The sequence below is a fragment of the Campylobacter sp. Cr9 genome (assembly GCF_020138295.1).
In the GTDB taxonomy this organism is placed as follows: domain Bacteria; phylum Campylobacterota; class Campylobacteria; order Campylobacterales; family Campylobacteraceae; genus Campylobacter_E.
The window spans coordinates 55,288-80,725 of the sequence record NZ_JACGBH010000001.1; the positions used below are offsets into that span (position 1 = coordinate 55,288).

30 protein-coding genes and 1 pseudogene are annotated in these 25,438 nt (G+C 28.8%); 10 read left to right on the plus strand and 21 right to left on the minus strand.

Going from position 1 to position 25,438, the window contains the following annotated elements; all coding sequences use genetic code 11:
* Positions 1–91: 91 nt before the first annotated feature.
* The 8 genes from ychF to AVANS14531_RS00365 are packed head-to-tail and all read right to left on the minus strand — an operon-like array spanning position 92 to position 5,943.
* A complete protein-coding gene (gene ychF, locus AVANS14531_RS00330; protein WP_336610894.1) occupies positions 92–1,195 on the minus strand; it encodes a redox-regulated ATPase YchF in 1,104 nt (367 codons plus the stop codon).
* The gene (locus tag AVANS14531_RS00335; protein WP_336610895.1) at positions 1,195–2,604 is read right to left on the minus strand and encodes a leucyl aminopeptidase; all 1,410 of its coding nucleotides are present in this window, start codon (positions 2,602–2,604) and stop codon (positions 1,195–1,197) included. The genes ychF and AVANS14531_RS00335 overlap by 1 nt, the downstream gene beginning before the upstream one ends.
* A complete protein-coding gene (locus AVANS14531_RS00340) occupies positions 2,588–3,238 on the minus strand; it encodes a DedA family protein (protein ID WP_336610896.1) in 651 nt (216 codons plus the stop codon). Before AVANS14531_RS00340 ends, AVANS14531_RS00335 begins: the two co-directional genes overlap by 17 nt.
* 2 nt (positions 3,239–3,240) lie before the next feature.
* On the minus strand, positions 3,241–3,774 hold the full coding sequence (gene apt / locus AVANS14531_RS00345) for an adenine phosphoribosyltransferase (RefSeq protein WP_336610897.1): 534 nt from the start codon (positions 3,772–3,774) through the stop codon (positions 3,241–3,243).
* Between the two features lie 9 nt (positions 3,775–3,783).
* A complete protein-coding gene (locus AVANS14531_RS00350) occupies positions 3,784–4,116 on the minus strand; it encodes a hypothetical protein (protein WP_336610898.1) in 333 nt (110 codons plus the stop codon).
* Positions 4,117–4,542, minus strand: coding sequence for an RpiB/LacA/LacB family sugar-phosphate isomerase (locus AVANS14531_RS00355; protein WP_336610899.1), 426 nt, complete (start codon positions 4,540–4,542; stop codon positions 4,117–4,119). It abuts the gene before it with no gap.
* A 49-nt stretch (positions 4,543–4,591) separates the two neighbouring features.
* The gene (gene smpB, locus AVANS14531_RS00360) at positions 4,592–5,029 is read right to left on the minus strand and encodes an SsrA-binding protein SmpB (protein ID WP_239817243.1); all 438 of its coding nucleotides are present in this window, start codon (positions 5,027–5,029) and stop codon (positions 4,592–4,594) included.
* 8 nt (positions 5,030–5,037) lie between these two features.
* Positions 5,038–5,943, minus strand: a complete 906-nt coding sequence (locus AVANS14531_RS00365; RefSeq protein WP_336610900.1) for a lipoprotein N-acyltransferase Lnb domain-containing protein — start codon at positions 5,941–5,943, stop codon at positions 5,038–5,040.
* Between the two features lie 49 nt (positions 5,944–5,992).
* On the opposite strand from AVANS14531_RS00365, the gene AVANS14531_RS00370 reads away from it, so the two are divergent.
* Positions 5,993–7,072, plus strand: a complete 1,080-nt coding sequence (locus AVANS14531_RS00370) for an Mrp/NBP35 family ATP-binding protein (RefSeq protein WP_336610901.1) — start codon at positions 5,993–5,995, stop codon at positions 7,070–7,072.
* A 454-nt stretch (positions 7,073–7,526) separates the two neighbouring features.
* Here the strand turns inward: AVANS14531_RS00370 and AVANS14531_RS00375 are convergent, their stop codons facing one another.
* From AVANS14531_RS00375 to AVANS14531_RS00390, 4 genes are all read right to left on the minus strand, one after another.
* The gene (locus AVANS14531_RS00375; RefSeq protein WP_239817246.1) at positions 7,527–7,955 is read right to left on the minus strand and encodes a flagellar biosynthesis protein FlgN; all 429 of its coding nucleotides are present in this window, start codon (positions 7,953–7,955) and stop codon (positions 7,527–7,529) included.
* Positions 7,955–8,167 carry a flagellar biosynthesis anti-sigma factor FlgM gene (locus AVANS14531_RS00380; RefSeq protein ID WP_336610902.1) on the minus strand — a complete coding sequence of 71 codons (213 nt, stop codon included), beginning with the start codon at positions 8,165–8,167 and terminating at the stop codon, positions 7,955–7,957. The genes AVANS14531_RS00375 and AVANS14531_RS00380 overlap by 1 nt, the downstream gene beginning before the upstream one ends.
* A 55-nt stretch (positions 8,168–8,222) precedes the next feature.
* Positions 8,223–8,474, minus strand: a complete 252-nt coding sequence (locus AVANS14531_RS00385) for a rod-binding protein (protein WP_239818544.1) — start codon at positions 8,472–8,474, stop codon at positions 8,223–8,225.
* A gap of 149 nt (positions 8,475–8,623) precedes the next feature.
* Positions 8,624–9,658 carry a flagellar basal body P-ring protein FlgI gene (locus AVANS14531_RS00390; protein WP_336610903.1) on the minus strand — a complete coding sequence of 345 codons (1,035 nt, stop codon included), beginning with the start codon at positions 9,656–9,658 and terminating at the stop codon, positions 8,624–8,626.
* Between the two features lie 128 nt (positions 9,659–9,786).
* On the opposite strand from AVANS14531_RS00390, the gene AVANS14531_RS00395 reads away from it, so the two are divergent.
* From AVANS14531_RS00395 to AVANS14531_RS00420, 6 genes are read left to right on the plus strand one after another with little or no spacing between them, the layout of a single operon-like run.
* Positions 9,787–10,470: a F0F1 ATP synthase subunit A gene (locus AVANS14531_RS00395; protein WP_239817249.1), complete on the plus strand. Its 684-nt coding sequence runs from the start codon at positions 9,787–9,789 to the stop codon at positions 10,468–10,470.
* Positions 10,470–11,888, plus strand: a complete 1,419-nt coding sequence (gatB, locus tag AVANS14531_RS00400) for an Asp-tRNA(Asn)/Glu-tRNA(Gln) amidotransferase subunit GatB (RefSeq protein WP_336610904.1) — start codon at positions 10,470–10,472, stop codon at positions 11,886–11,888. The genes AVANS14531_RS00395 and gatB overlap by 1 nt, the downstream gene beginning before the upstream one ends.
* Positions 11,885–12,763 carry an NAD(P)H-dependent glycerol-3-phosphate dehydrogenase gene (locus tag AVANS14531_RS00405; RefSeq protein ID WP_336610905.1) on the plus strand — a complete coding sequence of 293 codons (879 nt, stop codon included), beginning with the start codon at positions 11,885–11,887 and terminating at the stop codon, positions 12,761–12,763. The genes gatB and AVANS14531_RS00405 overlap by 4 nt, the downstream gene beginning before the upstream one ends.
* Entirely contained in the window at positions 12,760–13,749 is a 990-nt protein-coding gene (locus tag AVANS14531_RS00410) for a glycoside hydrolase family 3 N-terminal domain-containing protein (RefSeq protein WP_336610906.1), read from the plus strand. The genes AVANS14531_RS00405 and AVANS14531_RS00410 overlap by 4 nt, the downstream gene beginning before the upstream one ends.
* Positions 13,746–14,519, plus strand: a complete 774-nt coding sequence (locus AVANS14531_RS00415) for a TIGR02757 family protein (RefSeq protein WP_336610907.1) — start codon at positions 13,746–13,748, stop codon at positions 14,517–14,519. Before AVANS14531_RS00410 ends, AVANS14531_RS00415 begins: the two co-directional genes overlap by 4 nt.
* Positions 14,506–15,264, plus strand: coding sequence for a TSUP family transporter (locus AVANS14531_RS00420; RefSeq protein ID WP_336610908.1), 759 nt, complete (start codon positions 14,506–14,508; stop codon positions 15,262–15,264). Before AVANS14531_RS00415 ends, AVANS14531_RS00420 begins: the two co-directional genes overlap by 14 nt.
* Positions 15,265–15,416: 152 nt before the next feature.
* Here AVANS14531_RS00420 and AVANS14531_RS00425 read toward each other — a convergent pair whose 3' ends face one another.
* The 6 genes and pseudogenes from AVANS14531_RS00425 to AVANS14531_RS00450 form a co-directional block, all read right to left on the minus strand.
* The gene (locus AVANS14531_RS00425; RefSeq protein ID WP_336610909.1) at positions 15,417–16,196 is read right to left on the minus strand and encodes a hypothetical protein; all 780 of its coding nucleotides are present in this window, start codon (positions 16,194–16,196) and stop codon (positions 15,417–15,419) included.
* A 25-nt stretch (positions 16,197–16,221) separates the two neighbouring features.
* On the minus strand, positions 16,222–16,452 hold the full coding sequence (locus AVANS14531_RS00430) for a tautomerase family protein (protein ID WP_239817256.1): 231 nt from the start codon (positions 16,450–16,452) through the stop codon (positions 16,222–16,224).
* Positions 16,453–17,646, minus strand: coding sequence for a chorismate synthase (gene aroC, locus AVANS14531_RS00435; protein WP_336610910.1), 1,194 nt, complete (start codon positions 17,644–17,646; stop codon positions 16,453–16,455).
* A complete protein-coding gene (gene rnc / locus AVANS14531_RS00440; RefSeq protein WP_239818545.1) occupies positions 17,639–18,322 on the minus strand; it encodes a ribonuclease III in 684 nt (227 codons plus the stop codon). The genes aroC and rnc overlap by 8 nt, the downstream gene beginning before the upstream one ends.
* A gap of 36 nt (positions 18,323–18,358) precedes the next feature.
* Positions 18,359–18,748, minus strand: a pseudogene (rnhA, locus tag AVANS14531_RS00445) (ribonuclease HI); the annotation flags it as partial.
* Positions 18,745–19,449, minus strand: coding sequence for a tetratricopeptide repeat protein (locus AVANS14531_RS00450; protein WP_239817258.1), 705 nt, complete (start codon positions 19,447–19,449; stop codon positions 18,745–18,747). The pseudogene rnhA and the gene AVANS14531_RS00450, both read right to left, overlap by 4 nt.
* Before the next feature lie 46 nt (positions 19,450–19,495).
* Between AVANS14531_RS00450 and dnaG the strand changes: the two genes are divergently transcribed.
* Positions 19,496–21,220, plus strand: a complete 1,725-nt coding sequence (gene dnaG, locus AVANS14531_RS00455) for a DNA primase (protein ID WP_336610911.1) — start codon at positions 19,496–19,498, stop codon at positions 21,218–21,220.
* Positions 21,221–22,192, plus strand: coding sequence for an argininosuccinate synthase domain-containing protein (locus AVANS14531_RS00460; RefSeq protein WP_336610912.1), 972 nt, complete (start codon positions 21,221–21,223; stop codon positions 22,190–22,192).
* A 50-nt stretch (positions 22,193–22,242) separates the two neighbouring features.
* Here AVANS14531_RS00460 and AVANS14531_RS00465 read toward each other — a convergent pair whose 3' ends face one another.
* Together AVANS14531_RS00465 and AVANS14531_RS00470 are read right to left on the minus strand one after the other, a co-directional pair.
* Positions 22,243–23,175, minus strand: coding sequence for an alcohol dehydrogenase catalytic domain-containing protein (locus tag AVANS14531_RS00465; RefSeq protein ID WP_336610913.1), 933 nt, complete (start codon positions 23,173–23,175; stop codon positions 22,243–22,245).
* Entirely contained in the window at positions 23,172–23,765 is a 594-nt protein-coding gene (locus AVANS14531_RS00470) for an NAD(P)H-dependent oxidoreductase (protein WP_336610914.1), read from the minus strand. Before AVANS14531_RS00470 ends, AVANS14531_RS00465 begins: the two co-directional genes overlap by 4 nt.
* 99 nt (positions 23,766–23,864) lie before the next feature.
* On the opposite strand from AVANS14531_RS00470, the gene AVANS14531_RS00475 reads away from it, so the two are divergent.
* The gene (locus tag AVANS14531_RS00475) at positions 23,865–24,197 is read left to right on the plus strand and encodes a winged helix-turn-helix transcriptional regulator (RefSeq protein WP_336610915.1); all 333 of its coding nucleotides are present in this window, start codon (positions 23,865–23,867) and stop codon (positions 24,195–24,197) included.
* Between the two features lie 599 nt (positions 24,198–24,796).
* Here the strand turns inward: AVANS14531_RS00475 and AVANS14531_RS00480 are convergent.
* Positions 24,797–25,393, minus strand: a complete 597-nt coding sequence (locus tag AVANS14531_RS00480; RefSeq protein WP_239817264.1) for a hydrogenase-4 component G — start codon at positions 25,391–25,393, stop codon at positions 24,797–24,799.
* Positions 25,394–25,438 lie beyond the last annotated feature (45 nt).

Sequence of the window (25,438 nt, forward strand, 5' to 3'; positions counted from 1 at the left end):
TTAAAGGCTCATTTTAATACCTTAAAATTATTTTAATTTTAAATATGGAATTTGAATTAGGAATTTAAAAAATGTTTAAAGCAAAATTGCCTTAAACATTAAATCTAAAATGCATAATATCACCATCAATTACTTCGTAATCTTTGCCTTCTAAGCGTAATTTTCCTGCTTCTTTAGCCTTAGCTTCTCCACCACAAGCTATAAAATCATCATAGCTAATTACTTCAGCTTTGATAAAGCCTTTTTCAAAATCATTATGAATTACACTTGCAGCTTTTGGAGCTTTATAGCCTTTATGAATCGTCCAAGAGCGAACTTCTTGCACACCGCAAGTAAAATAAGATATTAAATTAAGCTTAGCAAAAGAAGTTCTAATAATAGCAGCTAGACCACTCTCGCTAACGCCTAATTCATTAAGAAATTCATTAGCTTCATTATCATCCATTCCAACTAAATCTTCTTCAAGCTTAGCACATAATTTCATAACGCTATGATTTGATTTTGCTGCGTATTCACGCACTTTTTTAACATAGTCATTATCGTCTAATAATTCATCTTCGCTTACATTAACACCATAAATTACTTCTTTTGCACTAAGTAATCTTAATTCTTTATTTAAGGTTAAAAACGCTTCGCTATCACGATTAGCATATTCACTAGCCATTTTTCCATCTTCAAGGTGCTTTAATAAATCTTGTGCTAATTCAAGGCATTCTTTAGCACCTTTAAGATTTGCTTTTGCTTCTTTTGCAAGTCTATCAAGCTTTTTATTAAGCTGTTCAATATCAGCTAAGATTAATTCAAGATTTATAATTTCAATATCTCTAATAGGATCAACCCCACCTTCAACATGAGTAATATTCTCATCATCAAAACATCTTACTATATGTAAAATCAAATCAGTTTCACGAATATTTGCCAAGAATTTATTCCCTAGACCTTCGCCCTTACTAGCACCTTTTACAAGTCCTGCAATATCAACAAATTCTATCATTGAGTGCATTATTCTTTGTGGATTTACTATTTTTGCAAGTTCATTTAAACGATGATCAGGAACTTCTACAACTGCTTTATTTGGCTCAATTGTGCAGAATGGATAGTTTGCCGCTTGAGCGTTTGCTGCTTTTGTTAAAGCGTTAAAAGTTGTGCTTTTACCAACGTTTGGAAGTCCAACAATACCTACACTAAGACCCATTATTTTCTCCTTGCCATTCTAAGTAAATTAATAATATTCATTCTAACTCCTGCCGCACTTGCACCATAACTATTCTCTCCCCAAGCTTTTTCTAAATAAGCAGGTCCAGCTATATCTAAGTGCAACCATTTATCTTTATATTCTTTTCTAATAAACTCACCCAAGAACATTCCAGCACTAATAGCTCCACCATATCTTGAGCTACCTGTATTGCTAACATCTGCTATCTTGCTCTTAATTAATTCTTTAATATGTGGATTAAAATGAAGAACGCAAGTATATTCGCCACTTCTTTTTGAGTTTTCATAAAACTCATTTTGAAGCTCTTCATTATAGCCCATAATGCCACTTGTATATTCGCTAAGCCCTACTACACAAGCACCTGTTAAAGTAGCTAAATCTATTAATAAATCAGGTTTTAAATCTTGTGCAAAACTTAAGCAATCTGCTAAAACTAATCTTCCTTCAGCATCTGTGTTTCTTACTTCAATACTTACACCTTCTTTTGAAATTACTACATCATCAGGCATATATGATTTTTCGCTTATGCAGTTTTGTGCTGCACCTAATATTCCATGAATTTCATAATCTAAATTAAGCAATTTTGCAGCTTTTAAAATACCTAAAACAGCAGCAGCTCCGCTCTTATCAGCTTTCATTGTTAGCATATAATCAGCTGGTTTAAGGCTTAGCCCACCTGTATCATATACAAGTCCTTTTCCTACATAAACAATTCTTTTTTTAGCGTTTTTAGGTTTATATGCTAGATGAATTAGCTTTGCTGGATAAGCACTTGCACGATTTACTGCCAAAAACGCATTCATTCCTTCTTTTTGCATATAATCATCGCTATAAATATTGCATTCTAAATCAAATTCTTTAGCAAGTTTTAAAGCGTCTTGTTCAAAGCTTAATTGATTATATGTACTTGGAATTTCATTTACGATATTTTTTACATCTTCACAAGCGTTTGCTAAAACTTCAGCTAATCTAACGCCTTCTTTAATATCATCATTAGCATTTACTAAAAGACTAATAAGCTCAATCTTGCTATTTTTTGACTCTTTTTGATATTTATTAAACTCATATAAAGCTGCTAAAACCCCATAAATAATCGCATAAGCACTATAAAACTCACAAGCTATATTTAAGTATTCAATACTAAGGCTTTTTATATTTAAGTTTTTAATAGTTTTAATAGCACTTCCAACACTAGCTATTAAACTTGCATAAGTTAGCTCTTCGCTTAGCCCTATATAAAGTGTTCTTTTAGCTAAGTTGCAAATACTTCCAACACCTTTATAATCATTTATCTTAAAAAATTCATCATCATCAAATTTACTTAAATCTTTGTTTTGTATAAAACAAACTTTAAAATCAGTATTTGTATCATTAAATACTATTTGCATTTTTTTTACCTTTCTTACTTAATAATTTATTTTCTAAACTTTTAAACGCATATAAAATTAAGCATAAAAATCCAACTATTAAAATAGCTGCTAAATACCAATGGTTTTTAGCCCAATTTATAATAGCCCAAATTTGCTCTCCAAAAATATAAACCGTAAAAATAGTAATAGCCGCCCAAACTTGAGCTGAAATAAAATTAATTATTGCAAATTTCTTAGCACTATAATTAGTAAGCCCTATACTCATAGGAATAACAGTTCTAAAACCATACATATAGCGTTGAATAAATATTATAGGCCAGCCATATTTTTGAAGTAATATTTGAGCTACTGCGAATTTTCTTCTTTGAGTTTTTAGTTTTTTTCTAATATAATTTTTTGAATATCTTCCTATATAAAAATACACTTGATCTCCAACAAAACCACCACAACCAGCAATAAAAGTAATAAGCCCTATATGAATATGTTCTCCATGAGCTGCAAGACCAGCTAAAATTAATGCAGTTTCTCCTTCAAGCGTGCACCATAAAAATATAATAATACTAGCAAGAACAATTTTATCTCTAAATAAAGCCGTTAAAACCCCTTCAGGATCAGCAAAAAACGAAGAAAAAAATTCTAAAATCATATCCATAGCTAATCCTTTATAACACAATAAATATCATTACAATATTCTTTAAGAGCCTTTAAGCCACCTATATTTATATCTATTAAAAAGCAACTTTTTATTTCGCTTGCACCAGCTAGTTTTAATAATTTCATACAGGCAATACTAGTGCCTCCAGTTGCTAATAAATCATCCATAAAAAGAACTTTTACATCTTTTTTGCCTAAAAATGCGTCCTTTTTCATCTCTACTTTATCGCTTCCATACTCTAAATCATATTCAACGCTAATTACATCTCCAGGAAGCTTATTTTTCTTTCTAATAGGAACAAAAGGAATATTTAAAACAGCACCTAAAGCAGCTGCAAATATAAAGCCACGACTCTCAGCTCCTACAATAAAATCAAATCTTTCATTTTTATATTTTTCTTTTAAATGAGAAATTAGCATATTCCAACCATCATTATCTGCTAAAAGTGTAGTAATATCAGCAAAGATTATGCCTTCTTTTGGATAGTTTGCATATCTTTTAATCTTTTGATTTAATAATTTTTCTATTTCCATAGTTTTTCCTTATAGTAAGCTTTCAATTTTTGCTTCTAATTCTTTGATTTTTGCGTTTAGTTTATTATTTTCTAAACGATATTGAGAATTTCTTGTTCTTAAGCTTGTTAATTCGCTTTTTACCTTGTCTAATTCTTCGTTTAATACATCAATGTTTCCAAGTGATCGTTGGAGTTGGGTTTGTAGCTTTCTCATAACTACTTCAGTATCATCAAAATTTGTCTTTAAAAACTCTTTTGAAGCTCTTTCTTTATTTAACAAAGACCTATAATAATAAGTCATTACAATAAAATATATGCAAATACAAACTAAAGCAGTAATTACCATCCATATAAATAGCATTTAATTTCCTAGCTTACGCACTCTAATTTCATGCCTTCCACCTAGAAAAGGCGTATTAATAAAAGTAAGTATTAGCTCTTTTGCTAAGTCAAAATCAATAAATCTAGCTCCAAGTGAAATAACATTAGCATCATTATGTTCTCTTGCTAATTGTGCGTATTCTTTAGAGTGGCAAAGTGCTGCACGGATGTGCGAATGGCGATTTGCTGCTATGCTAATTCCTATTCCTGTGCCACAAATTATAACTCCGATTGAATTAGGATTATTTTTAAGCTCATTTGCTAACTTATTCGCATAATCAGGATAATCAACACTCTCATCGCTATTACAACCTAGATTTATACATTCATAATCTTTAGAAAAATAATCAATTAAATCAAACTTTAGTTTAGTTGCTGCATGGTCGTTTGCAAAATAAATTCTCATCGTTTCCCTTATAATATAAATGTTTTTTAGTTTAATATTTAAGAGTTAATTAATAATACTCTCTAGCTTCTCGCTTTAAATCTCTTTCTTTAATACTTTGACGTTTATCGTGAAGATTTTTACCTTTTGCTAAAGCTAGAGTTCCTTTTAAAATTCCACGCTTAAAATAGCAATTTAATATCACTAAAGTATAACCATCGGTGCTGATTTTGCCTATTAATTTATCAATTTCTGCTCTTTTTAAAAGTAGTTTTCTAGCACGTCTATCTTCGTGCGAAAAATACTTATTATCAGTATTCATATGTCCTACATGCGAATCAAGCAGCCAAGCTTCGCCTTTAATAATTCTTACAAAAGAATCTTTTAAGTTTATTTTGCCGTGTCTAATAGCTACAACTTCACTACCTTGTAATACAAAGCCGCATTCATAAGTATCTATAATGCTGTATTCAAATCTAGCTTTTTTATTTTCTGCAACGCTTTTCATTAATTTCCTTAAAATGAATATATAAGCCCGATTTTAGCGTAATTTTGATTAGCAATTAAGCTTAAGCGATAATTTTTATAATCATAATATGAATTAAAATTTATATGAGATTTATCAAAACTAAGCTTTATTCCAAAATTACTAAAATCCTTCACAAAGCCAAGAGCTAAACCATAATTATTAGCCCCAACAAACAAACCATTATAAGAATATCCTAAGAAAAAATTAGCAAAAGTTCTAGCCTTTTTGTATCTAATTCCTAATTCAAATTCGTAGCTAAAATTATTAAATTCACTTATAATTATAGGAGAAAAATAGCTTTTATTAAAAGAAAATAAATTTAAACTATGAGATAATTTATCATTTAGGCTAAGCATTGTAATTAAAAAATTAGAACTATTAAAACCATCATACTCATAAAATAAAGCTGCTTTATAAAAATTAATTTTTTTATTAGTATTAAGTGATACAAATCTTAAGGGAATTAAACTTTTTTTTAAACTAACATCATATTTTTTTGCATATTCACTTAAAGCTGATGAGCAGTTTTTGCCTAAAAATGTATAAGTATCAAGAATGTCGCTTTCATAAAATAAAGCCGATAAATTAGCTTCTTCGCTATCATTTAAATTTAGTGGATAGCACTCAACAGATCTTTTATCATCTTCATAAAACTTTACTAATTTATCTTTGGGCAAAATTTGTAAAATTCCTTCTACACCAAAAAGCGCTAATAAATTATCTTTAACATTTAAATCGCTGTTTAAATTAAAACTAACAGCTTTATTATTATATGCTAAAAATAAATGCCCAAACATAGTATCAAGTCGCTTATAATCTTCGCTCACATAACAAACACTAATTTCACTAGCTTTTACAAAAATACTTAAAATCAATAAAAATACAAATCTCATCTTATTATTTTACTTTTTTTGTTAGCATAAAAGTAAAAAAGGAGAAATAATGCAAATAATTGAATTATTCAAAAATGTAAAATATCCTAATTTTCAAAAGGATATTGTAAGTTTTGGCTTTGTTAAAAAATGCGAATTAGCAGGCGATATTATTTTAATGGATATTGAAATTCCAGCTACTAGCATTGAAGTTGCAAACGCTATAAGAAACGAATGTGAAGCAATAGCAAGAAATAATAATTACAAGCTAGAGCTTAAAATCATTCAACCAAAACTAGAAGAGCCAGAAATAAAAAGACCAAAAATCAAAAATCTAGCTCCACAAATTAAGCATTTTGTAATGATTAGTAGCGGAAAAGGTGGTGTTGGTAAAAGCACAACAACTCTAAATCTAGCACTAAGCTTAGCAAAATTAGGCAAAAAAGTTGGGGTATTAGATGCTGATATTTATGGACCTAATATGCCTAGAATGCTTGGAGCTGAAGATGAAAAACCAGTAGTAGTAGGCAATAAACTTCGCCCTATTAAAGCTTATGGAATTGAGCTTATGAGTATGGGAAATCTAATTGAAGCAGGTCAAGGGCTAATGTGGAGAGGTTCTATGGTTATGAAAGCGATTGAACAATTATTAAGCGATGTTCTTTGGAGTGAGCTTGATGTATTATTGCTTGATATGCCTCCTGGAACTGGTGATGCGCAAATTACTTTAGCTCAAAGCGTGCCTGTTAGTGCGGGAGTTTGCGTTAGCACTCCACAAACTGTAAGCCTTGATGATAGTAGAAGAGCTATGGATATGTTTGCTAAATTAAACATACCTGTTGCAGGAATAATTGAAAATATGAGTGGTTTTATATGTCCTAATTGCGAGATTGAGCATGAGATTTTTGGTAAAGGTGGAGCACTTAATTTAGCTCATGAATATGATTGCTCTATTTTAGGCTGTATTCCTATTGATTTATCTATTAGAAGTGGTGGAGATAGTGGCAAGCCTGTATCAATGTGCGAGCCAAACTCAGTTGTAGCTAAAAGATACGAAGAAGCTGCGTTTAAATTAATTGAGTTTTTAAACACTGCAAAGGCTGATAATTCTAGTATTCAACCAACTTCAAATACCCCAGCTTGTCATTAAGCAAAATCCTAATTCAAATTCTTTTAGAATTTGAATTAGGAAATTAAAACTATCTTTGAAATTGTATTATTACAATAATATATTTGTTAAAATATTGATATTACAAATGTTTGAATAAAAATTAAATTTAAAACTCAATAATATTTTTAGCTTTTTAAAAATTTAAAAACCAAATTCCTAATTCAAATTCTCTTTGTTTTTGATATATAAAACCCAAATATTTTAATCTTTTATTTAATTCTAATATTTTGCTTTTACTTACTTAAAATAGATTATTTCAAATAGTTTTAATAGAATTTGATTTTTTAAATTCACATAGAATTTTAAAAATAAACCTTATATTTTAATCAGTATAAAAAACAATTAAAATAACAAGTAGTTAAATTAAGAAATTGATTTTAAATTCATGATATTTTGTTTAAAGAATTTGAAATAGGAATTTGAAATTCCTATCTTATAAAGTTTGATTTAGAGTTGAAGTATTTTTGTATTCTTGCTTATAGCCATTTACTTCTATACTGTCTTTTAACATTTCTTCTAACATAGAATCATAAAATTCTTTTACTGATAATACATATCTTGCATATTCTTTATTTTTTGCTAATAAATAATTTAAATTAAATCTTAATTGCTGTAATAAATCATTAGTTTTTTCGCTTAAAACATCAGTTAAGTTGCCGTTATTTTTATTTGCTAAATCTAATAATGCCATATCTAAAGCTTTTTTTTCTTTTAAAAAAGCATTTAAAGCATCTAATTTTTCTTTATTTTGGCTATCTAATCTATCTTTTCTAGCTTCCCTTATATCTGCAATTCCTTGTTCTGTAAGCTTGATGATAGTTAGTAATAAATTATTTGCAGTGCTTAATCTTTTTTCTATCATCAGCTTAACTCATTTAAAATAGCGTTTGCAGTAGCTTTTAAATCTATTTTATAAGTTCCATTAGCAATTTGCTCTGCAATTGCAGCTGCTTTTGGACTAAGAGAGCTTTGTTTTACATCGCTTTTGCTATCAATATTCTCGCTTTTACTTAACTTAGGTTTTAAAATATCTTGACTTGAATAAGCCATAGATGAACTAACTGAGTTTAACATCTTTCAACCTTTTTTAATAATATTTTCTACTATATCGGACAAAGTTTAAAAATCTTTATAGTCTTTCTTTTAAAAAATTAAATAAAATTTCTGAAAAGCCAAGCCCCCCGCTTAAAGCCTTACTCATAGCATCATTATACATAGAGCCATAAATATCATCGGCTGCATCTTTGCCAAACAAAGGATTTTCAATCTTTAAGCTAATATCTAAAACATTTTTTATCATAAAAGCTTCAAAAGCATCGGTTTGCTCTCTTAATAATTTTTCATCAATATTTTGAGTCTTAAACTCTAAATTATTTGCTATATCAAAATGCTTTTTCTTCTCTAATTCATTTGTTTTTTTCTCTAAAATATTAGCAAAATCGCTTTTTTCATTCTCACTTAGTTTTATTAAAGTATTTGTATTAGGTAAAGTATTTTTATAAGTACTTTCATATATTTTTGACAAATCCATTATAAAATCTCCAATTCAGCATTAATAGCACCTGCTTGTTTTAGATTTTTAATAATAGTAATAACATCAGCAGGACTTGCTCCTAATTTATTCAAAGCTCTTGTAATATTTGCAAGAGTTATTTTATCATTTGCAATTCTTAAAATATTTGCACTCGTATCAATTACACTTCCATCTTTTAAATCAACTTCATTATCTTTTAACTCATAAGGTCTTTTTGGCTCAATTTTAATTGTAATATTTCCATGAGAAATCAAAACAGGGCTAACTTCAACATCAATTCCACTAATAATGGTTCCTGTTTTTTCATTTATTATAATTTTACTATTTGCATTCACTTCGCCTGCATCAAGGCTTAAAACCTTAGCTATAAAATCAACTGCGCTTTCTTCTTCAGGACGCTCTATTATTATTGTTTTACCATCGGTTGCTCTTGCAATATCTAAATCAAATGCTTTATTAATTGAGTTTTTAATCTTACTAGCTAATGCAAAATCATTTTGTTTTAAGCTAAGAGTTATCATATTTTGATTACTAAAGTCAAAGCCAACTTCACGCTCAATACTAGCTCCATTAGTAATCTTTGCATTAGTCATACTAGCACCTTTTCCACTACTATCAATGCTTAAAGCTCCTTGTGCTAAAGCATAAATATTGCCATCAACACCCTTTAAAGCACTCAGTAAAAGTGTGCCACCTTTAAGACTTTTGGCATCTCCTAAAGAAGCTACATTTACATCTATTTTATCCCCTGCTTTAGCAAATGCAGGCAACTTTGCACTTATCATAACTGCTGCTGTGTTTTTACTTTTAATGTCATCAGGGCTTATTTTTATATTCATTGAGCCTAGCATATTAGCAATTGATTGAATAGTAAATTCACTACTAGAACCATCTCCGCTACCATTAAGACCTACAACTAGACCATATCCTATTAATTCGTTATCTCTTACCCCAACAATATTTGCAACATCTTTTATAGAAGTTGAAAAAAGATAGCCACAAAACATGAAAATAAAAACTATAAAACGCATAAATTTTCCTTATTATAAATATGTTTAATAAAGCAAATCATATTCCATATTTTTTACAAAAACATTAACCAATTACTAAAGGAGCTTTTGTAAAATCAAGGAATTACTTTCAATTTTAAGGATAATAAATGCACGATAGTTTATTTTTGTTTAGCGAATTTATTACTGATGATATTAAAATGGCTTATTTAATTCATCTAGTTTTAGTTCTTGCAATAATTTTAGTTCTAGCAAAAGCTGCCACTTCTAAAATGCAATTAGTTCCAAAAGGTGTTCAAAATATCATGGAAATGTTCTTAGAAGGCGTATTAAATATGGGTAAAGATACAATAGGTTCAAAAGAAGCTTCTTTAAAATATGTTCCTTTAATTGCTACCTTAGGTCTTGTTGTTTTTGTTAGCAATATGATAGGAATTATTCCAGGTTTTGAAGCTCCAAGTGCTAGTTTAAATTTAACACTTCCTTTAGCTGTTATTGTATTTTTTTACTATCATTATGAAGGTATAAAAACTCAAGGAGTTTGTAAATATTTTAAACATTTCTTAGGACCTGTTAAACTTATTTCTCCGCTTATGTTTGTTGTAGAAGTGATTTCACACTTTTCTCGTATTGTTTCATTATCATTCCGTTTATTTGGAAATATAAAAGGTGATGATTTATTCTTAGGAGTTATCTTAACTCTAGTTCCATTCGTTGCACCACTTCCACCATATTTTCTATTAACTTTTATGGCTTGCTTACAAACATTCGTATTTATGATACTTACTTATGTATATATTGCAGGTGCTATTGCACTTGATGAGGAGCATTAATGGAATTTGAAGTAGTAATCGGTCTTGAAGTTCATACACAACTAAACACAAAAACTAAAATCTTTTGCTCATGCGCAACAAGTTTTGGAGAAGTTGCTAATACTAATGTTTGCCCTGTGTGCTTGGCTTTACCAGGTGCTTTACCAGTATTAAATAAAGAAGCTTTACAAAAGGCAATATATTTTGGTAAAGCTATCAATGCAAAAATAAATGAAGTAAGTATTTTTAATAGAAAAAATTATTTTTATCCTGACTTACCTAAAGCTTATCAAATATCTCAATTTGATGTAGCAATTGTAGAAGGTGGAAAACTTGAAATTGAAGGCGATTTTGGTAAAAAAACAATAGGAATTACAAGAGCACACTTAGAAGAAGATGCAGGTAAAAATATTCACGAAAATGATAATTCTTTAGTAGATTTAAATCGTGCAGGAACTCCGCTTTTAGAAATAGTAAGCGAACCAGAAATTAGAAGTGCAGATGAAGCAGTTGCATATCTAAAAAAACTTCATTCTATTATAAGATTTTTAGATATTAGCGATGCAAATATGCAAGAAGGTTCATTTAGATGTGATGTAAATATCTCAATTCGTCCTAAAGGTGATGAGAAATTTTATACAAGGGTAGAAATTAAAAACCTAAATAGTTTTAGATTTATTCAAAAAGCTATTGAATATGAAAAAGAAAGACAAATAGCAGCTTGGATGGATGGTAAATACGAAAGCGAAATAGTTCAAGAAACAAGATTGTTTGATACAACAAGACTTGTAACAAAATCTATGAGAAGCAAAGAAGAAGCAGCTGAATATAGATATTTTGCTGACCCTGATTTATTGCCTGTATTAGCTACTAAAGAAATGATAGATGTAAAAATTCCAGAATTAGCAGATGAAAAAATAGCTCGCTATATGAGTGAATACGGAATAAAAGAAGATGATGCAAAGGTTTTAGTAAGTTCTCTTGAAATGGCTAAATTCTTTGAATATTTAATAGAAAGTGGTTGCTCGGCTAAACTTAGTACCACATGGCTTAGCGTAGAACTTATGGGGCTTTTAAAAGGTGAGTTAAATATCACAAATTCTCCTGTAAGTAAAGAAAAATTAGCAGATTTAATCAAAGCGATTGATAGTGGAGAAATCTCAAATAAAGCAGGAAAAGATGTTTTAGCATATTTATTTGAAAATGATATTAGCGTAAGTGAATGTATTGAAAAACTTGGCTTAAAACAAGTTAGTGATGATGGTGCAATAAATACAATCATTGATGAAATTCTAGCTAAAAACACAGATAAAGTAGAAGAATATAAATCAGGTAAAGATAAATTATTTGGTTTCTTTGTAGGTCAAGTAATGAAAGAAGGAAAAGGTGCCTTTAATCCTGCAAAAGTAAATGAGCTTTTAAAGGCTAAGCTTGGATGATTAGCGTAATAGGCTCAGGTAAGTGGGGTAGCGCAATAGCTCATGCTATCTCACTTAATAATAAAGTAAATATTTGTCCTTTTAATAAAAAAGATGGAGATTATATAAGTATAGATGAAGCTAAAAAAAGCGAATATTTAGTATTTGCTTTGAGCGCTCAAGGAACTTATGATTATCTTAAAACTAATTTCGCAAGTATAAATAACAATAAAGTTTTAATCGCATCAAAAGGTATTTATGAAGATATGTTCTTACATGATATATTTTCAAATTTTTTTCATAAAGAAAATATATGTGTTTTAACAGGTCCATCATTTGCAGCTGAAGTTAGCAAAAATTTACCAACTGCTTTAGTAATTAGTGGAATTAATGAGAATTTGAATCAGGAATTTGCAGCCTTTTTTCCAAACTTTATTAAAACATACACAGATACTGATGTAATCGGTGCAGAGATTTGTGGTGCTTATAAAAACATAATTGCAATTGCAAGTGGGATTTGTGATGGATTAGAATTAGGCAATAATGCAAGAGCTGCTTTAATATCTCGTGGCCTTATTGAAATTACTAGATTTGGTAAATTTTTTGGAGCAAGAGATAATACATTTTTAGGACTTAGTGGGGCTGGGGATTTATTTTTAACTGCAAGCTCAACACTTTCTAGAAATTATAGAGTTGGTTTAATGCTTGCAAAAGGATATTCAAAAGAGCAAATATATAAGGAATTACAAGAAGTTGCCGAAGGAATTGCCACTACAAAATCAGTGTGTAAAATCGCTAAAACTAATAATATTTATTGCCCTATTGCAAATGAAATATCATTAATTTTAGATGGAAAAGATGTAAAAATAAGCTTACAAGATTTACTTAAAAGATGAAAAAGTTATTAATATTAATATTTGCAATAAGCATAGGCTATTCTTCAAATTTATCAAACATAAGCACACAAAGACTAGCAGGGCAAATGATTATGATAGGCTTTAATGGAAAAGACATTAAAGAATACACAATAAGAAAGCTAGGTCAAGAAGCAAGCTTAGGAAAATTAGGCGGTATTGTATTTAGAGCAAATAATTTTACCGATACAGAACAAGCAAAAAAACTAGTAAAAAGATTTAAAAATATAGCAATAGTAAATCCATTATTTTTAGCAATTGATTATAAAGATTTAGATAAAAATTATGATTTTATGTATTTTAAAGAGCCTGATTTTGTAAATCAAACACTTAATATAAACGATGCAAGACTTAGTTACTTAAAAACAGCACTAAATCTAAAAGAATTAGGATTAAATCTAAATCTAAGCCTTGGAGTAAATACTCAAATTACAAATGATTTGTTAGATAAACTCAGTATTTATGCAAGAGAGTATTCAGATGCCTTTAAACAAAGCAATATTTTAGTATCAGCAAAAACATTTCCTGGTGATATGAATTACTTAGAAAAAGAAGTAAAAGACTATAAAATAAGCTTTTTAAAGCCATTTTATGATTTTTCACAAACAAATAAAGTAGATATGATCATGATCTCAAATAAAATCTATCCTATGCTAGATACAAATCCAGCAGTAATGTCAGAAAAAATCATAAATATTTTAAAAAATGATTTAGCTTATAAAGGCGTTATTATAAGTGATGATATTTTAGGCGGTGATTTAGATAATATTGACTTTAGCGAAAGAATAATAAATAGTATAAATGCAGGTGTTGATATACTATATTTTGGATTATCAAAAATCAAATACGGAGATACAGCAAGCTATGTAGTAGATATAATCACAAAAGCTGTAAATGATGGTAAAATCACTAGAAAAAGGCTTGAAGAATCGTATTTAAAAATAACTAGCCTAAAAGAAAAATTATGATAAAACAATTATTAGATGAAGCAGCAAGTGTTAAAAATACTTTAGATAACCTTTATTCTCATCCTGACCCATTACAAGTTGTTTATGATAATATAAATCATAAAGATATAGAATTTATTGCACTTATTTGTGCTTTATTTGCTTATGGAAACGCTGGAGCTATTGTTAAATTTTTAAAAAAACTTGATTTTTCACTACTTGATAAAAGTGATAATGAAATTAAAGAACTTAATAATTTATATAGATTTCAAAGCTCACAAGATGTAGCGCAGATTTTCATAAGTTTAAAAAGATTTAAAGAAAAAACAAGCATAAAAGACTTTAGCCATAAAATATACAAATCTAGCAAAGAAAATAAATTACTAAATGTAATTTATGCCTTTATTAATGAAATTTATTCTTTAAATGATTATAGAAGTGCTGGTTATGAGTTTTTCTTTAGCAAGGTAAATAAAACAAGTGCTTATAAAAGATATTGTATGTATTATCGTTGGATGGTAAGAAATGATAATTTAGATTTAGGTTTATTTGATGAGATAAACCCAGCTGATTTATTAATGCCACTTGATACACATACACATAAAATGGGCTTAAAATTAGGACTAATTACAAGAAAACAAGCCGATCAAAAATGTATGCTTGAACTAAGCAAGGCTTTAAGAGAATTTTGTCCGAATGATCCTTTAAAATACGATTTCGCACTTTATAGAATATCACAAACTAATGATGAAAAAGCCTTAAACGAGCTTATTAAAAATGCCAGATCTTAGCATAATTCAAGAAATAATCGTATTAATCTCAGCTACTTTTGCAGGATTTATTGACGCTATTTGTGGTGGTGGCGGTCTTATTATAATTCCTATGCTAATAGCCTTTGGATTAGGAGAGCAACTTGCAATAAGCACGCATAAATTTCAAGCAATGTTTGCTATGCTTTGTTCTTTTTCTACGCTTTTTAAATATATTGAGTTTAAAAAGTTATTTTTAGGCATAATTTTTAGCCTAATAGGTGGAATAATTGGTGCTAGAGTTTTAATCATAATAAATCCTGAACCATTAAAACCGATTATTTTATTTACACTTTTAGCCATATTTATCTATTCTATATTTAATTCAAAACTAGGCTCAATTAAAGCAAAACAAATAATGGGCGAAAAATTATTTTATCCATTATTTGGCTTATTAATCGGTTTTTATGATGGATTTTTAGGGCCTGCTACGGGTTCGTTTTGGATATTTGCTAGCATTAGCTTAATAGGACAAGATATAAAACAAGCTAGCATTAATGCAAAAGCTTTATGTATGGCAAGCGGAATGATTTCTCTTCTTGTATTTATAATAGATTTTAATATTTATTATTCTCTTGGTTTTAAAATGGCAGCTTGTGGGATATTTGGAGCATTTTTAGGAGCTAAGTTTGTTCTAAAATATAAAAGCACATCAATTAAAAAAATCTTTTTAATAATAGTATTTTTAACCCTTTCTAAGCTAAGTTATGAATATTTTATGAATTAAATACTTAACAATTTTTAAACCTTACACAAATTATCAAACCAAATTCCTATTTTAAATTCTTCTGCCCTACCCTTTAAAAACAAAGGAATTTGAAATAGGAATTTAAATAAACAATTAACTAAGTTTTACTCTAGTTTAAAGAAATTTAAGTTTTATAAAAGATGATTTAGCCTACACTCAAACATATCAAAGCAAGGTTTTTCATCATAAGCTCTATTTGTATTGCCACAACGATCAATTTCTACTCTAAACTTAAATTTTGAACCTAAATTATTATCAGTTGTCGTATATGAATACTCTAAAAATCCATCTTTTACATCAAATCCACCTTTAAAAAATACAATATCATATCCTCTGCTAGTTGATAAAAACAAAGGCCTTTCTAATAGTTTTTCTGAATAGTTTTTACTATTTATTTTACGTTTTTGAAGACTTTCTATATCAAATGATTTTAAATCATCAAAATCCTTTATCTCATCAAGGGTATAAAAATATATATGTTTTTTTATATATTCATAAGCAATATTTTTATAATAAGCTCTAGTTTTGTCTAAAAAATCATTCGTAGCTCTTTTTACAAGCTTATCTTTACTTAAAATCTCATTATCTTTTACACAAACCCCAAGTAAGTCTTTTTCATAACTACTTTTTAAAACATAGCTAAAATCATTAAAACTAGAATAATCAACAACAGTTCTAACAAAAAGTGCTTCAAAACTAATGATTATTATACTAATGAGTAAAAATTTTTTAAAGCTAATTTTTCTAATTATTTTAATAATTAATAAAATTAAAATCGTAAAAATTGCTAAAGATATTAAAGGATAAGCAGCATCAAAAAGCCTAAAAGCTCTCCATGCAAAATAAAAAAATTCTAAAAAAACACCGATAAAAATAAAAAATCCAAATAGTAAAGAAAGTAAAATTTGCATAGAAATTCCCCTAAAATAGGGAATTTTATCTATCTTCTAATTTGTAATTATTCACAAAATCAGCATTATTGATATTCTCAACACTTCTTCCACCAAAACCTATGTGAGATTGTGGGATTTCTTCTAGCATTATTACTATTCTTTCACGCTTTTTGCCTAATTTTGTTTCAAAATATTCGGTTAAATCTTTTATGATTTCTTCGCATTTTTCTTTATTTGGCATTGGCGCTGCTAGTTTTATATTAATTACTGGCATTTATTCTCCTTTGTAGATTTTTTTAAGGTTGCTTATTTTAGCACACGAATTTAACATTAAAAAATCAGCTATTATAAAGCTTAACATTGATTTTAAAACAACAGCCCCACGCACTCCAACGCAAGGATCATGTCTTCCATGTATTGAATCTTTTATAAGTTTTAAATCTTTATTTAGCATAGTTTGTTCTTTAAAAATTGATGGAGTTGGCTTAAAATGAGCCTTGATATAAATATTTTCCCCTGTGCTAATTCCGCCAACAACTCCGCCACTAAAATTATGTCTAGTATGCAAAAATAAAGGCTTGTTTATATTAGCTTTTGCTTCTTTAAATGATACAAAATTACTTGATTTTTTCACTATACTGCTTGTGGTGTTTGTATGATTTTCACTATTGCTAACACCTAAAATCTCATCATTTGCAAAAGAGCCATTCATTGAGCTTAGCTTTCTTCCTGCTCCAATTTCAACACACTTTACAGCATTAAGCCCCATAAATGCACTTGCAATTCTAGCATCTAACTTATCATAAAGCCCATTTCCTAGCCCTGCCATTACGCCAAATGCAGCAACACTTACACTAGCACCTACGCTATCATTATTATTTTTTGCTTTTATGATTTCATCTTTAAATAATTCTTTTATTAAATCATCGCCTAAGGCGTTAAAATCCTTAGCTAAAGCGTTTTTGTAATCATTTTCGCTAAATTTAAACTCATCTAAACTAACTCCACCAACCCCACAAATACTTGCATAAGTTCTTATATTAAATTCTTTTAGTATTAAATCTGCAAAACTTCCTGCAATAACCCTTGCAAGGCTTTCTCTAGCACTACTTCTACCACCCCCACGATAATCAAAATGCTCGTATTTTGCATAATAGCTAAAATCAGCATGAGCAGGGCGTAAATGCTCTTTATAATCTTTACTTCTAGTGTTGTTATTTTCTACTAGCACACAAATTGGAGCACCTGTGCTAATATCATTAAATACTCCGCTAATTATATTTATCTCATCAGCTTCTTTTCTAGGAGTACTAAATGCTCCGCCACCTTGCCTTAGCTTTAATTGTGAGTTTATATAATCAACATCAATCTTAATTCCTGCTGGATAATTATCTATCACAACGCCTATTGCTTTTCCGTGACTTTCTCCAAAGCTACTAAATTTTAAAAAACTTCCAAAACTATTCATCTTCTAATCTTTCTAGTGCTAATTTTGCAGCACTTTGCTCTGCTTCTTTTTTGCTATTTCCTATGGCTTTTGTAAATAATTCATCGTTTAAGAAAAGCCCTATTTCAAATTCTTTTTTATGATCAGGTCCTTTTGTGCTAAGGATTTTATATTCTGGTGTTTGTGCCATTATTGCTTGAGTTTTTTCTTGAAGCTTTGTTTTATAATCTTTTATAAGTTCTATATCAATCTTAGGAAAAACTTCATTTAAAATCTTTTCGCCAACTTCTCTTGCTTTTTCATAACCACTTTCTAAATAAATTGCACCTATTATTGCTTCGTAAGCATCTGAAAGTAAGCTTGGCTTTGCTCTTCCGCCGTTATTTTCTTCTGAAGTTGATAATTGTAAAAAATCTCCTATATTTAGGTATTTTGCAATTTTTGCAAATGATTTTTCATTTACAAGTGCAGCTCTTAATTTGCTTAAATCTCCCTCACTAAAATGTCCGAAATCTTTAAATAAAATATTTGCTACTATTAAATCAAGCACCGCATCACCCAAAAACTCAAGCCTTTCATTATGAGTTTTGCCAAAACTTTTATGTGTTAGTGCTTGATTTAATAAAGCTTCGTTTTTAAATTTATAATTTAATTTATCTTCTATCTCTTTGTATTTTGAATGTTTTTTTTCTACTATTACACCTTTTTCATACTCAAGTGCTTTTGTCCTTGCTAATTCATCGCACATTTCATTATAAGTATCGCCATTATGAGCTTTAACCCAAATTGCATTGATTTTATGTGATTTTGAAACTTCTAAATAATTTTTCCATAATTCAACATTTTTTTTACCCTTAAAGTTGGTTTTAACCCAACCGCTAAGCCACTCATTAATTCCTTTTACTACATATTGACTATCGCTATATAAATCAATTTCACAAGCTTCATTAAGACTTGAAAGTGCATTGATACAGGCACTTAGTTCCATAATATTATTTGTTGTAGAGCTTTCTCCACCACTATCTTTTGTAATTTTGCCATCATCTAATTTTATCCAAGCCCAACCACCTGCTCCTGGATTGTTTAGGCAACTTCCGTCTGTATATATAGTTATTTTTTTCATATTTTTATCCTTAAATTAGCTTGTAAGCAATCACATCTAAAGCACTGCGAACAAAACGGAGTGTAAAATAAAGAATGCGATGAACAATATTTGCATAAATAAAATTGATTGATAGAACTAGCATCTATTATTTTATCATCTACTTTTACTTGCTTATATGAAAAATTAGGAGAGTTTTTATAATTTTTTATAAATTCCAAATCCTTTTCATAATCATTTAAAACACATAAGCATTTATAAACTTCTATACAATCATTTATTTCATTTAATTTAAAGTGAATATAAGCAAGACTTAACAACGCTGCTTCATCTCTAGCACGATTTTTTAAAATTTTTAATAAATCTTGCTTAGCGTCATTTAACAAACCTAGCCTTAAATCACATTGTGCTAATAGATATAATAAGTCTTTATCATTGCTAAATTCATTTAATAAATTGATTAAAACTTGCTTACATTCTAAAAACATTGATGCTTTAAAAAATCCATTTGCTAAATTAAGCCTTTCATCAAAACTTAAATTACTTAAATATTTAGGCTCAAGTGCGTTAAAATTAGCAAGATATTTTTTAATATTTTTATTAGTTTGACTTTCTTTTAAACTTGCAAAGATGATTTGAGATAGTGCAATGATTAAAACAAGGCTAATTAATACTAAAATACCAAAAATAGGATTTCTATAATAGCTAAGTATTAAATCCACAAATATCCTTTAAAAAAAATTAATTAATTATACATATAATACTTTTATGATTACAAACGAGAGCATTCAAAGATTAAAAGAAAGTGTTAATATTGTTGATTTAATTTCAAATTATATTCCAGTGCATAAAAATGGTGCGAATTATATGTGCGTTTGCCCTTTTCATGCTGATAAAAACCCTAGTATGGCTATTCGTGAAAATGAAGGTTTTTTTCATTGCTTTGGATGTGGGGCTAATGGCGATGCTATAAGTTTTTTACAAAAATATAATAATTTAGATTTTATAGACGCTGTAAAAGAATTAGCAAATATGTATAACTTCGTTTTAGAAGATGATAAAAAAACAAAGGTCTATCAAAAAAACGATGCTTTAGTGGTATTAAATGATTATTATATAAGCGAATTAAACATTCGTGGGAATTTGATTTCGTATCTTGAAAAAAGAAAAATCACAAGAGATTTAAGAATTAAGTTTAATCTTGGCTACGCACCTAGCGCAAACGATACTTTAAGAGTATTGCAAAAAGCAAATATTCCTTTAGAAAATGCTCTAAATGAAGGAGTTCTTAAAAAAAACGAAAATGGAGTTTATGCTTCTTTTATAGAAAGAATTACCTTTCCTATTTATGATAATACAGGCTTTTTAATAGGTTTTGGAGGACGCACACTAAATCCACAAAATCCTGCAAAATATGTAAATTCCCCTGCTTCGGCTCTATTTGATAAAAGCACTATTTTTTATGCTTATCACTTAGCAAAAAACGATATTAATAAGCACAAAAGAATGATAATTTGTGAAGGCTATATGGATACAATTAGCCTACATAAAGCAGGTTTGACATATGCAGTAGCAGTGTTAGGAACTGCACTTACTAAACAGCATTTAAGACTAATTAAAAAAGATTGCTTTGTATCACTTTGTTTTGATAAAGATGGTGCAGGATTAAATGCTGCATTTAAAGCGGGTGTATTGCTTAGTGCAAATGGCTATAACGCCGAAGTAATAAGGCTAAAAACATACAAAGACCCAGGTGAATATATTGAAAATAACGAAGAATTAAAGCTAAAATCAGAATTAAACAATGCAATAAATATCATTACATTTTGTATTGAATATATATTCAAAAAAGAATTAGAGCTTGAATATTTAGATAAATTAAGCATAAGTAAAATTGAGCCATTTTTGATAAAACAAGCTTATTTAAAAGTCTTAGAATATACAAATACAATTGATAGTTTTTTAGCAAATACTCATCTTAAGATATTTTGCGAAAATTATGGGCTTGATTTTAATCTATTAAATGGAATAAAAGCAAAAGTTGTAGAAAAAAAACCACAAATTAAAAAAACAAGCAATATTCAAGAAGATAGAATAATTTATTTTCTAGCTATTTCTAAGGCAAATTTTAATGTTTTGATTTTAAGAGAATATTTTCAAAATCCACTAATTGATGATGTTTTAGACATGAACTATGCAAGTGCAGGACTAATTGAGTTTTTAAACAATTTTAGCAACGCACAAAAAATTGATAATATTTTAGTTTTTTTTAATAATTTAGCTAATTATTACGCAAGTTTTAATATTCTAAACGCTTCTTTATTTAAAAACTATGCAGCAGAGATTATAAAAAACTTAAAATTAATTCACAGCAAAGAAGGTTTAAAAAAGGCTTATCATTGTTTAGTTGAATTAATCTTAGTTCATAACAAAGCCTTAGATGAAGAAGAAAAAGAAAAATTAAAAGACTATATAAGAAAATTAGGAGAATAAATGAAAGCATTAGCTTTATTTAGCGGTGGTCTTGATAGTATGTTAGCAATCACTACCATTGCAAAACAAGGAATAGAAGTTGAAGCCATTCATATTGATACGGGATTTGGTGGAAGCAATTTTGAATTATTAAAACGCCGTGCAAATATGGCAGGAGCTAGCTTTAGAGTAGTTGATATTAGTAGTGCGTATTTGCAAGATGTTTTATTAAATCCAAAATATGGCTATGGAAAAGCTATAAATCCTTGTATTGATTGTCATGGTTATATGTTTAAGACTGCACTTTCTATGTGTGAAGATTTAGGAGCTTCTTTTGTAATTAGTGGAGAGGTTTTAGGTCAGCGTCCTATGAGCCAAAGAGCACAAGCATTAAATAGCGTTGCAAAACTTAGCGAAGATAAGGATAATAAGATTTTACGCCCTTTAAGTGCTAAATTACTTGCACCAACTTTACCTGAGATTAATGGCTGGGTTGATAGAGAAAAACTGCTTGATTTTAGTGGCAGGGGAAGAACTAGACAAATGGAACTTGCAAATATTTATGGATACAGCGATTATGAAAGCCCAGCTGGTGGGTGCTTACTAACCTTGCAAGCTTATAAAAACAAAATACAAGATTATTTAAAATACGATACTTTAGATAGTGAGAATGCCAAATTATTAAGATACGGAAGACATTTAAGACTACCAAATAATGCTAAGATGATAATCTCAAGAGATGAAGCAGAAGGCATAAAAATCTTAGAATTATTAGCAAATGAAAATGTAAAAATGAGCGAGATTAAAACAGGCTTAATCGGTGCGATTTCTTTACTAGATAATAATGCTAGTTTAGATGATATTAATCTTGCCTGCTCACTTGCACTTGCTTATGCTAAAAGTCCAGATGATAAAGAATGTGAGTTTAAAGGGCAAAAATATTTTGCAAAAGCACTCAGCAAAAACGACGCTAAAAAATACTTTATTGTTTAATGAAATTCCTATTTTAAATTCTAGAATTTAAAATAGGAATTAAAACAAAATTATTTTATAACCACCACTGCTTTTTTGCCATTTATTCCTTTGCTTAAATCATTTACAGCTAATGCTAAATCATTAAAATCATATTGAATAATTTTAGGTAATAATAATTCATTATTTAATGCTTTTTTAAATATATATTCTCCAAAATTAACTAATTCTTTAAAATCACCATCGTTTCCATACTGATGGATTGCTCCTAAAGCTATTTCATGCAAAGATGGACATTTGGTAAATCTTTTTGTTGGATTTTCTTCTACCCTTCCTAAAATCGCTACAATATGTCCATTATATTTAAGTAGTTTTACTAATTCTTTTGCGTTTGCAGTAGTATCAAAAATAGCAAAATAATCATCCCCAAAATTATTACAATTTGTATAATCATAACATTTAACAACGCCGTATTTATATAAATCATCATGATTTTTTACGCTTGCAACAGCACTAACAAATGCCCCTTGTTTAGCCAAAATAGAACAAATAATTTTTCCTACAAAACTTCCTGCACCATAAACTAAAATTTTTTTAGCAACACAACTTGGCACTTTTGCTATACTTTGCATAGCTGTAAGAGCTGCACAAGGCAAAGCTGCAGCTAAAGTAAAATCTAAATTTTGTGGCATAGGAATCAAAGCATTTACTTTAACTACCGTATATTTTGCAAATGAACCATCTTTTGTAAGGTCGGTGTGATAAGCATAATTTGAGCCTAATTTAATTAGTGGCGAATTAGATTTAATAGCTATTCCAGCACCATCAACACCCATAATTTGACCATTATGAGAATGATCAAAAATATTAAGCATTTTATAATCTACTGGATTTATCCCTATTGCTTGATTTTGGATTAATACTTCATCATCTTTTAATTCATTTATAGCTAAATCTAATTTTATAAGTTTATTATCTTGAAAACAAAAAGCTTCATTTTTCATTTAGCACCCTTTACGATTTCACTTAAAATATGCTCTTTATAATCTTTTAGATATTTTTCGCCTTGATTTTCTTTATGCACGTCATAGCAAGCAAAGGTTTTAAGTGCTTTCATACCCAAAAACTCAAGAGTTTTCATAATGCTTATACCAACTCCATCAATACCAACACCACCAAAAAACTGATTTTTATCAGTAAATGCTTCCTCAGGTGCATTCCAAGTCCAAGAAATCATAAATTTTTTATCTTGACAAAGCCCACCTGAGCCGTATTTTTTACTTGCATCGCTTCTACTTCTGCCATCATTTGCGAAAAGAACTCCAGCACCTTCTTGAAAAACTTTTGCAAAATATTCCCATACTATCCAAGGTGCATTCATCCAAAATCCTTGCACTTGAAAGATAATAATATCTGCTCTTAATATTTTTTCTACTTCAGTTTTTGGCTCATACCCTTCATCTATAATGGTTTGCTCTACTTTAAAACCATTTTCACTCAAAGTATCAAATGCAACTTGACAAAGACTTGCACTTAATTTTGCTTCTGAAAACCCAAAAGCTTTAGCACCATTAATAAGTAAAACATTTTTCATAAAATCTCCTTGTGTAAAAAATGAAAAAACATTATAATTTACACCTAATTTTTAGTCAATACGAATAATTTTGTTAGATACTAACCAAAAGGAGAGTGTATGGAAAAATGTCATCAAGATGAAAAATATATCGGTAAATGTGGGTTTTATTATACTTTAAGTCTAATTTCAAGTAAGTATAAAATGAGCATATTATACCTTTTGTCAAAACATAAAATTATAAGATACAACGAGCTTAAAAGAATGATAGATGGAGTTTCTTTTAAGAGTTTAACAAAAGCTTTAAAAGAGCTTGAAAGTGATGATTTAATAATTCGCACCGAATACCCACAAATCCCACCAAAGGTTGAATATAGCTTAAGTAAAAGGGGAGAAAGCTTGATTCCTATACTTGATTTAATGTGTAAATGGGGTGTTGATAATAGACAATAATTTAATTCCTATTTCAAATTCTTATAATTTTTTATTAGATATATAAGAGTTGCAATGAAGCTAATAATAAAAAATACTAATATCAGGCTTTGTTTAAATAAAAATATATTTATTAAAGCAACAAATATAAGTCTTATGATTAATTCTTTTTTACCTAAATTAATATTAAGATTTGTTTCATTATTACACAAGCTCAAAAACAATATCAAGAATAAAAAAGTAAAAAATATGTATATATTATAATCTGTAAAATAGCTTGAAGCAAACAAAATAAAAGGAAAAAATATAATTAAAATAAATACAAATTTTTTATACTTTTTCGCCCTATAAATAAGAGTAAAAATAAGTGTAAAAACTAATATTTCTGCTAAACATCGGTAGAATTCAGTAAATTTTATATAAACACTATAATCAATTAATAATAAACCATGTATAAAAAGCGATACTAAAGAAATAACACCCCAAAACTTAAAAAAGTCATTTTTGCTTAAATTCGCATTGAAGTTTAATAAGAACACATTTAAAAAAGTTTTTAAGAAGATATTTTTAAACATTTAAAACCTAAGCCCTACTTCTAAACTAGAAGTAGGAAAAATAAATTATGCTTTAATATCTACTAGATTTCCGCCTAATTCAGCAATTTTGTCATCTATTGCTTTTACAGCTCTTTCTATTGTAGCATTTGCAATATCATCATAACCTTTGCTAAATCCGCCTAGCATTTTATCAGCTTGTTTAAATCCACGCATGATACCTTCACGACCAGCTTTTAGTTTTTCTATATCATCTCCAGCACCAGCTAGAACAAAACCAGCTATTCTATCGCCTGTTTGCTTACTTCCCCAGTAGCCATCTTCGCTAATTAATTCTTTTGCTTTTGCAGGTGTTAAGTCTTGTAAATTTTCAAAACCACTTCCTAATTTACCTAAAGTTCCTAAGAAAGTACTAAGTTGCATTTCGTTTTTTGAAAAACTTGCGATATTTCCTTGAACGCTAAATTGAGTAGAACTTAATTGCATGCTTTGTGCTATATAAGCATTAGTAATATCCTTACCACTAACACTACTTAAGTCCCTATCTCCTAAGTCAATTCCTATATTTTTTAAATTGTCTTTTATTGCATTTCTTGCATCATCTTGAGTTTTTACGCTTTTTGGCATTGTAAAGCCACTTGAGCCAACTGAACTAATACTCATAATTTCTCCTTTGTTAAATTTAAATTAATATCGGATTAATTTATA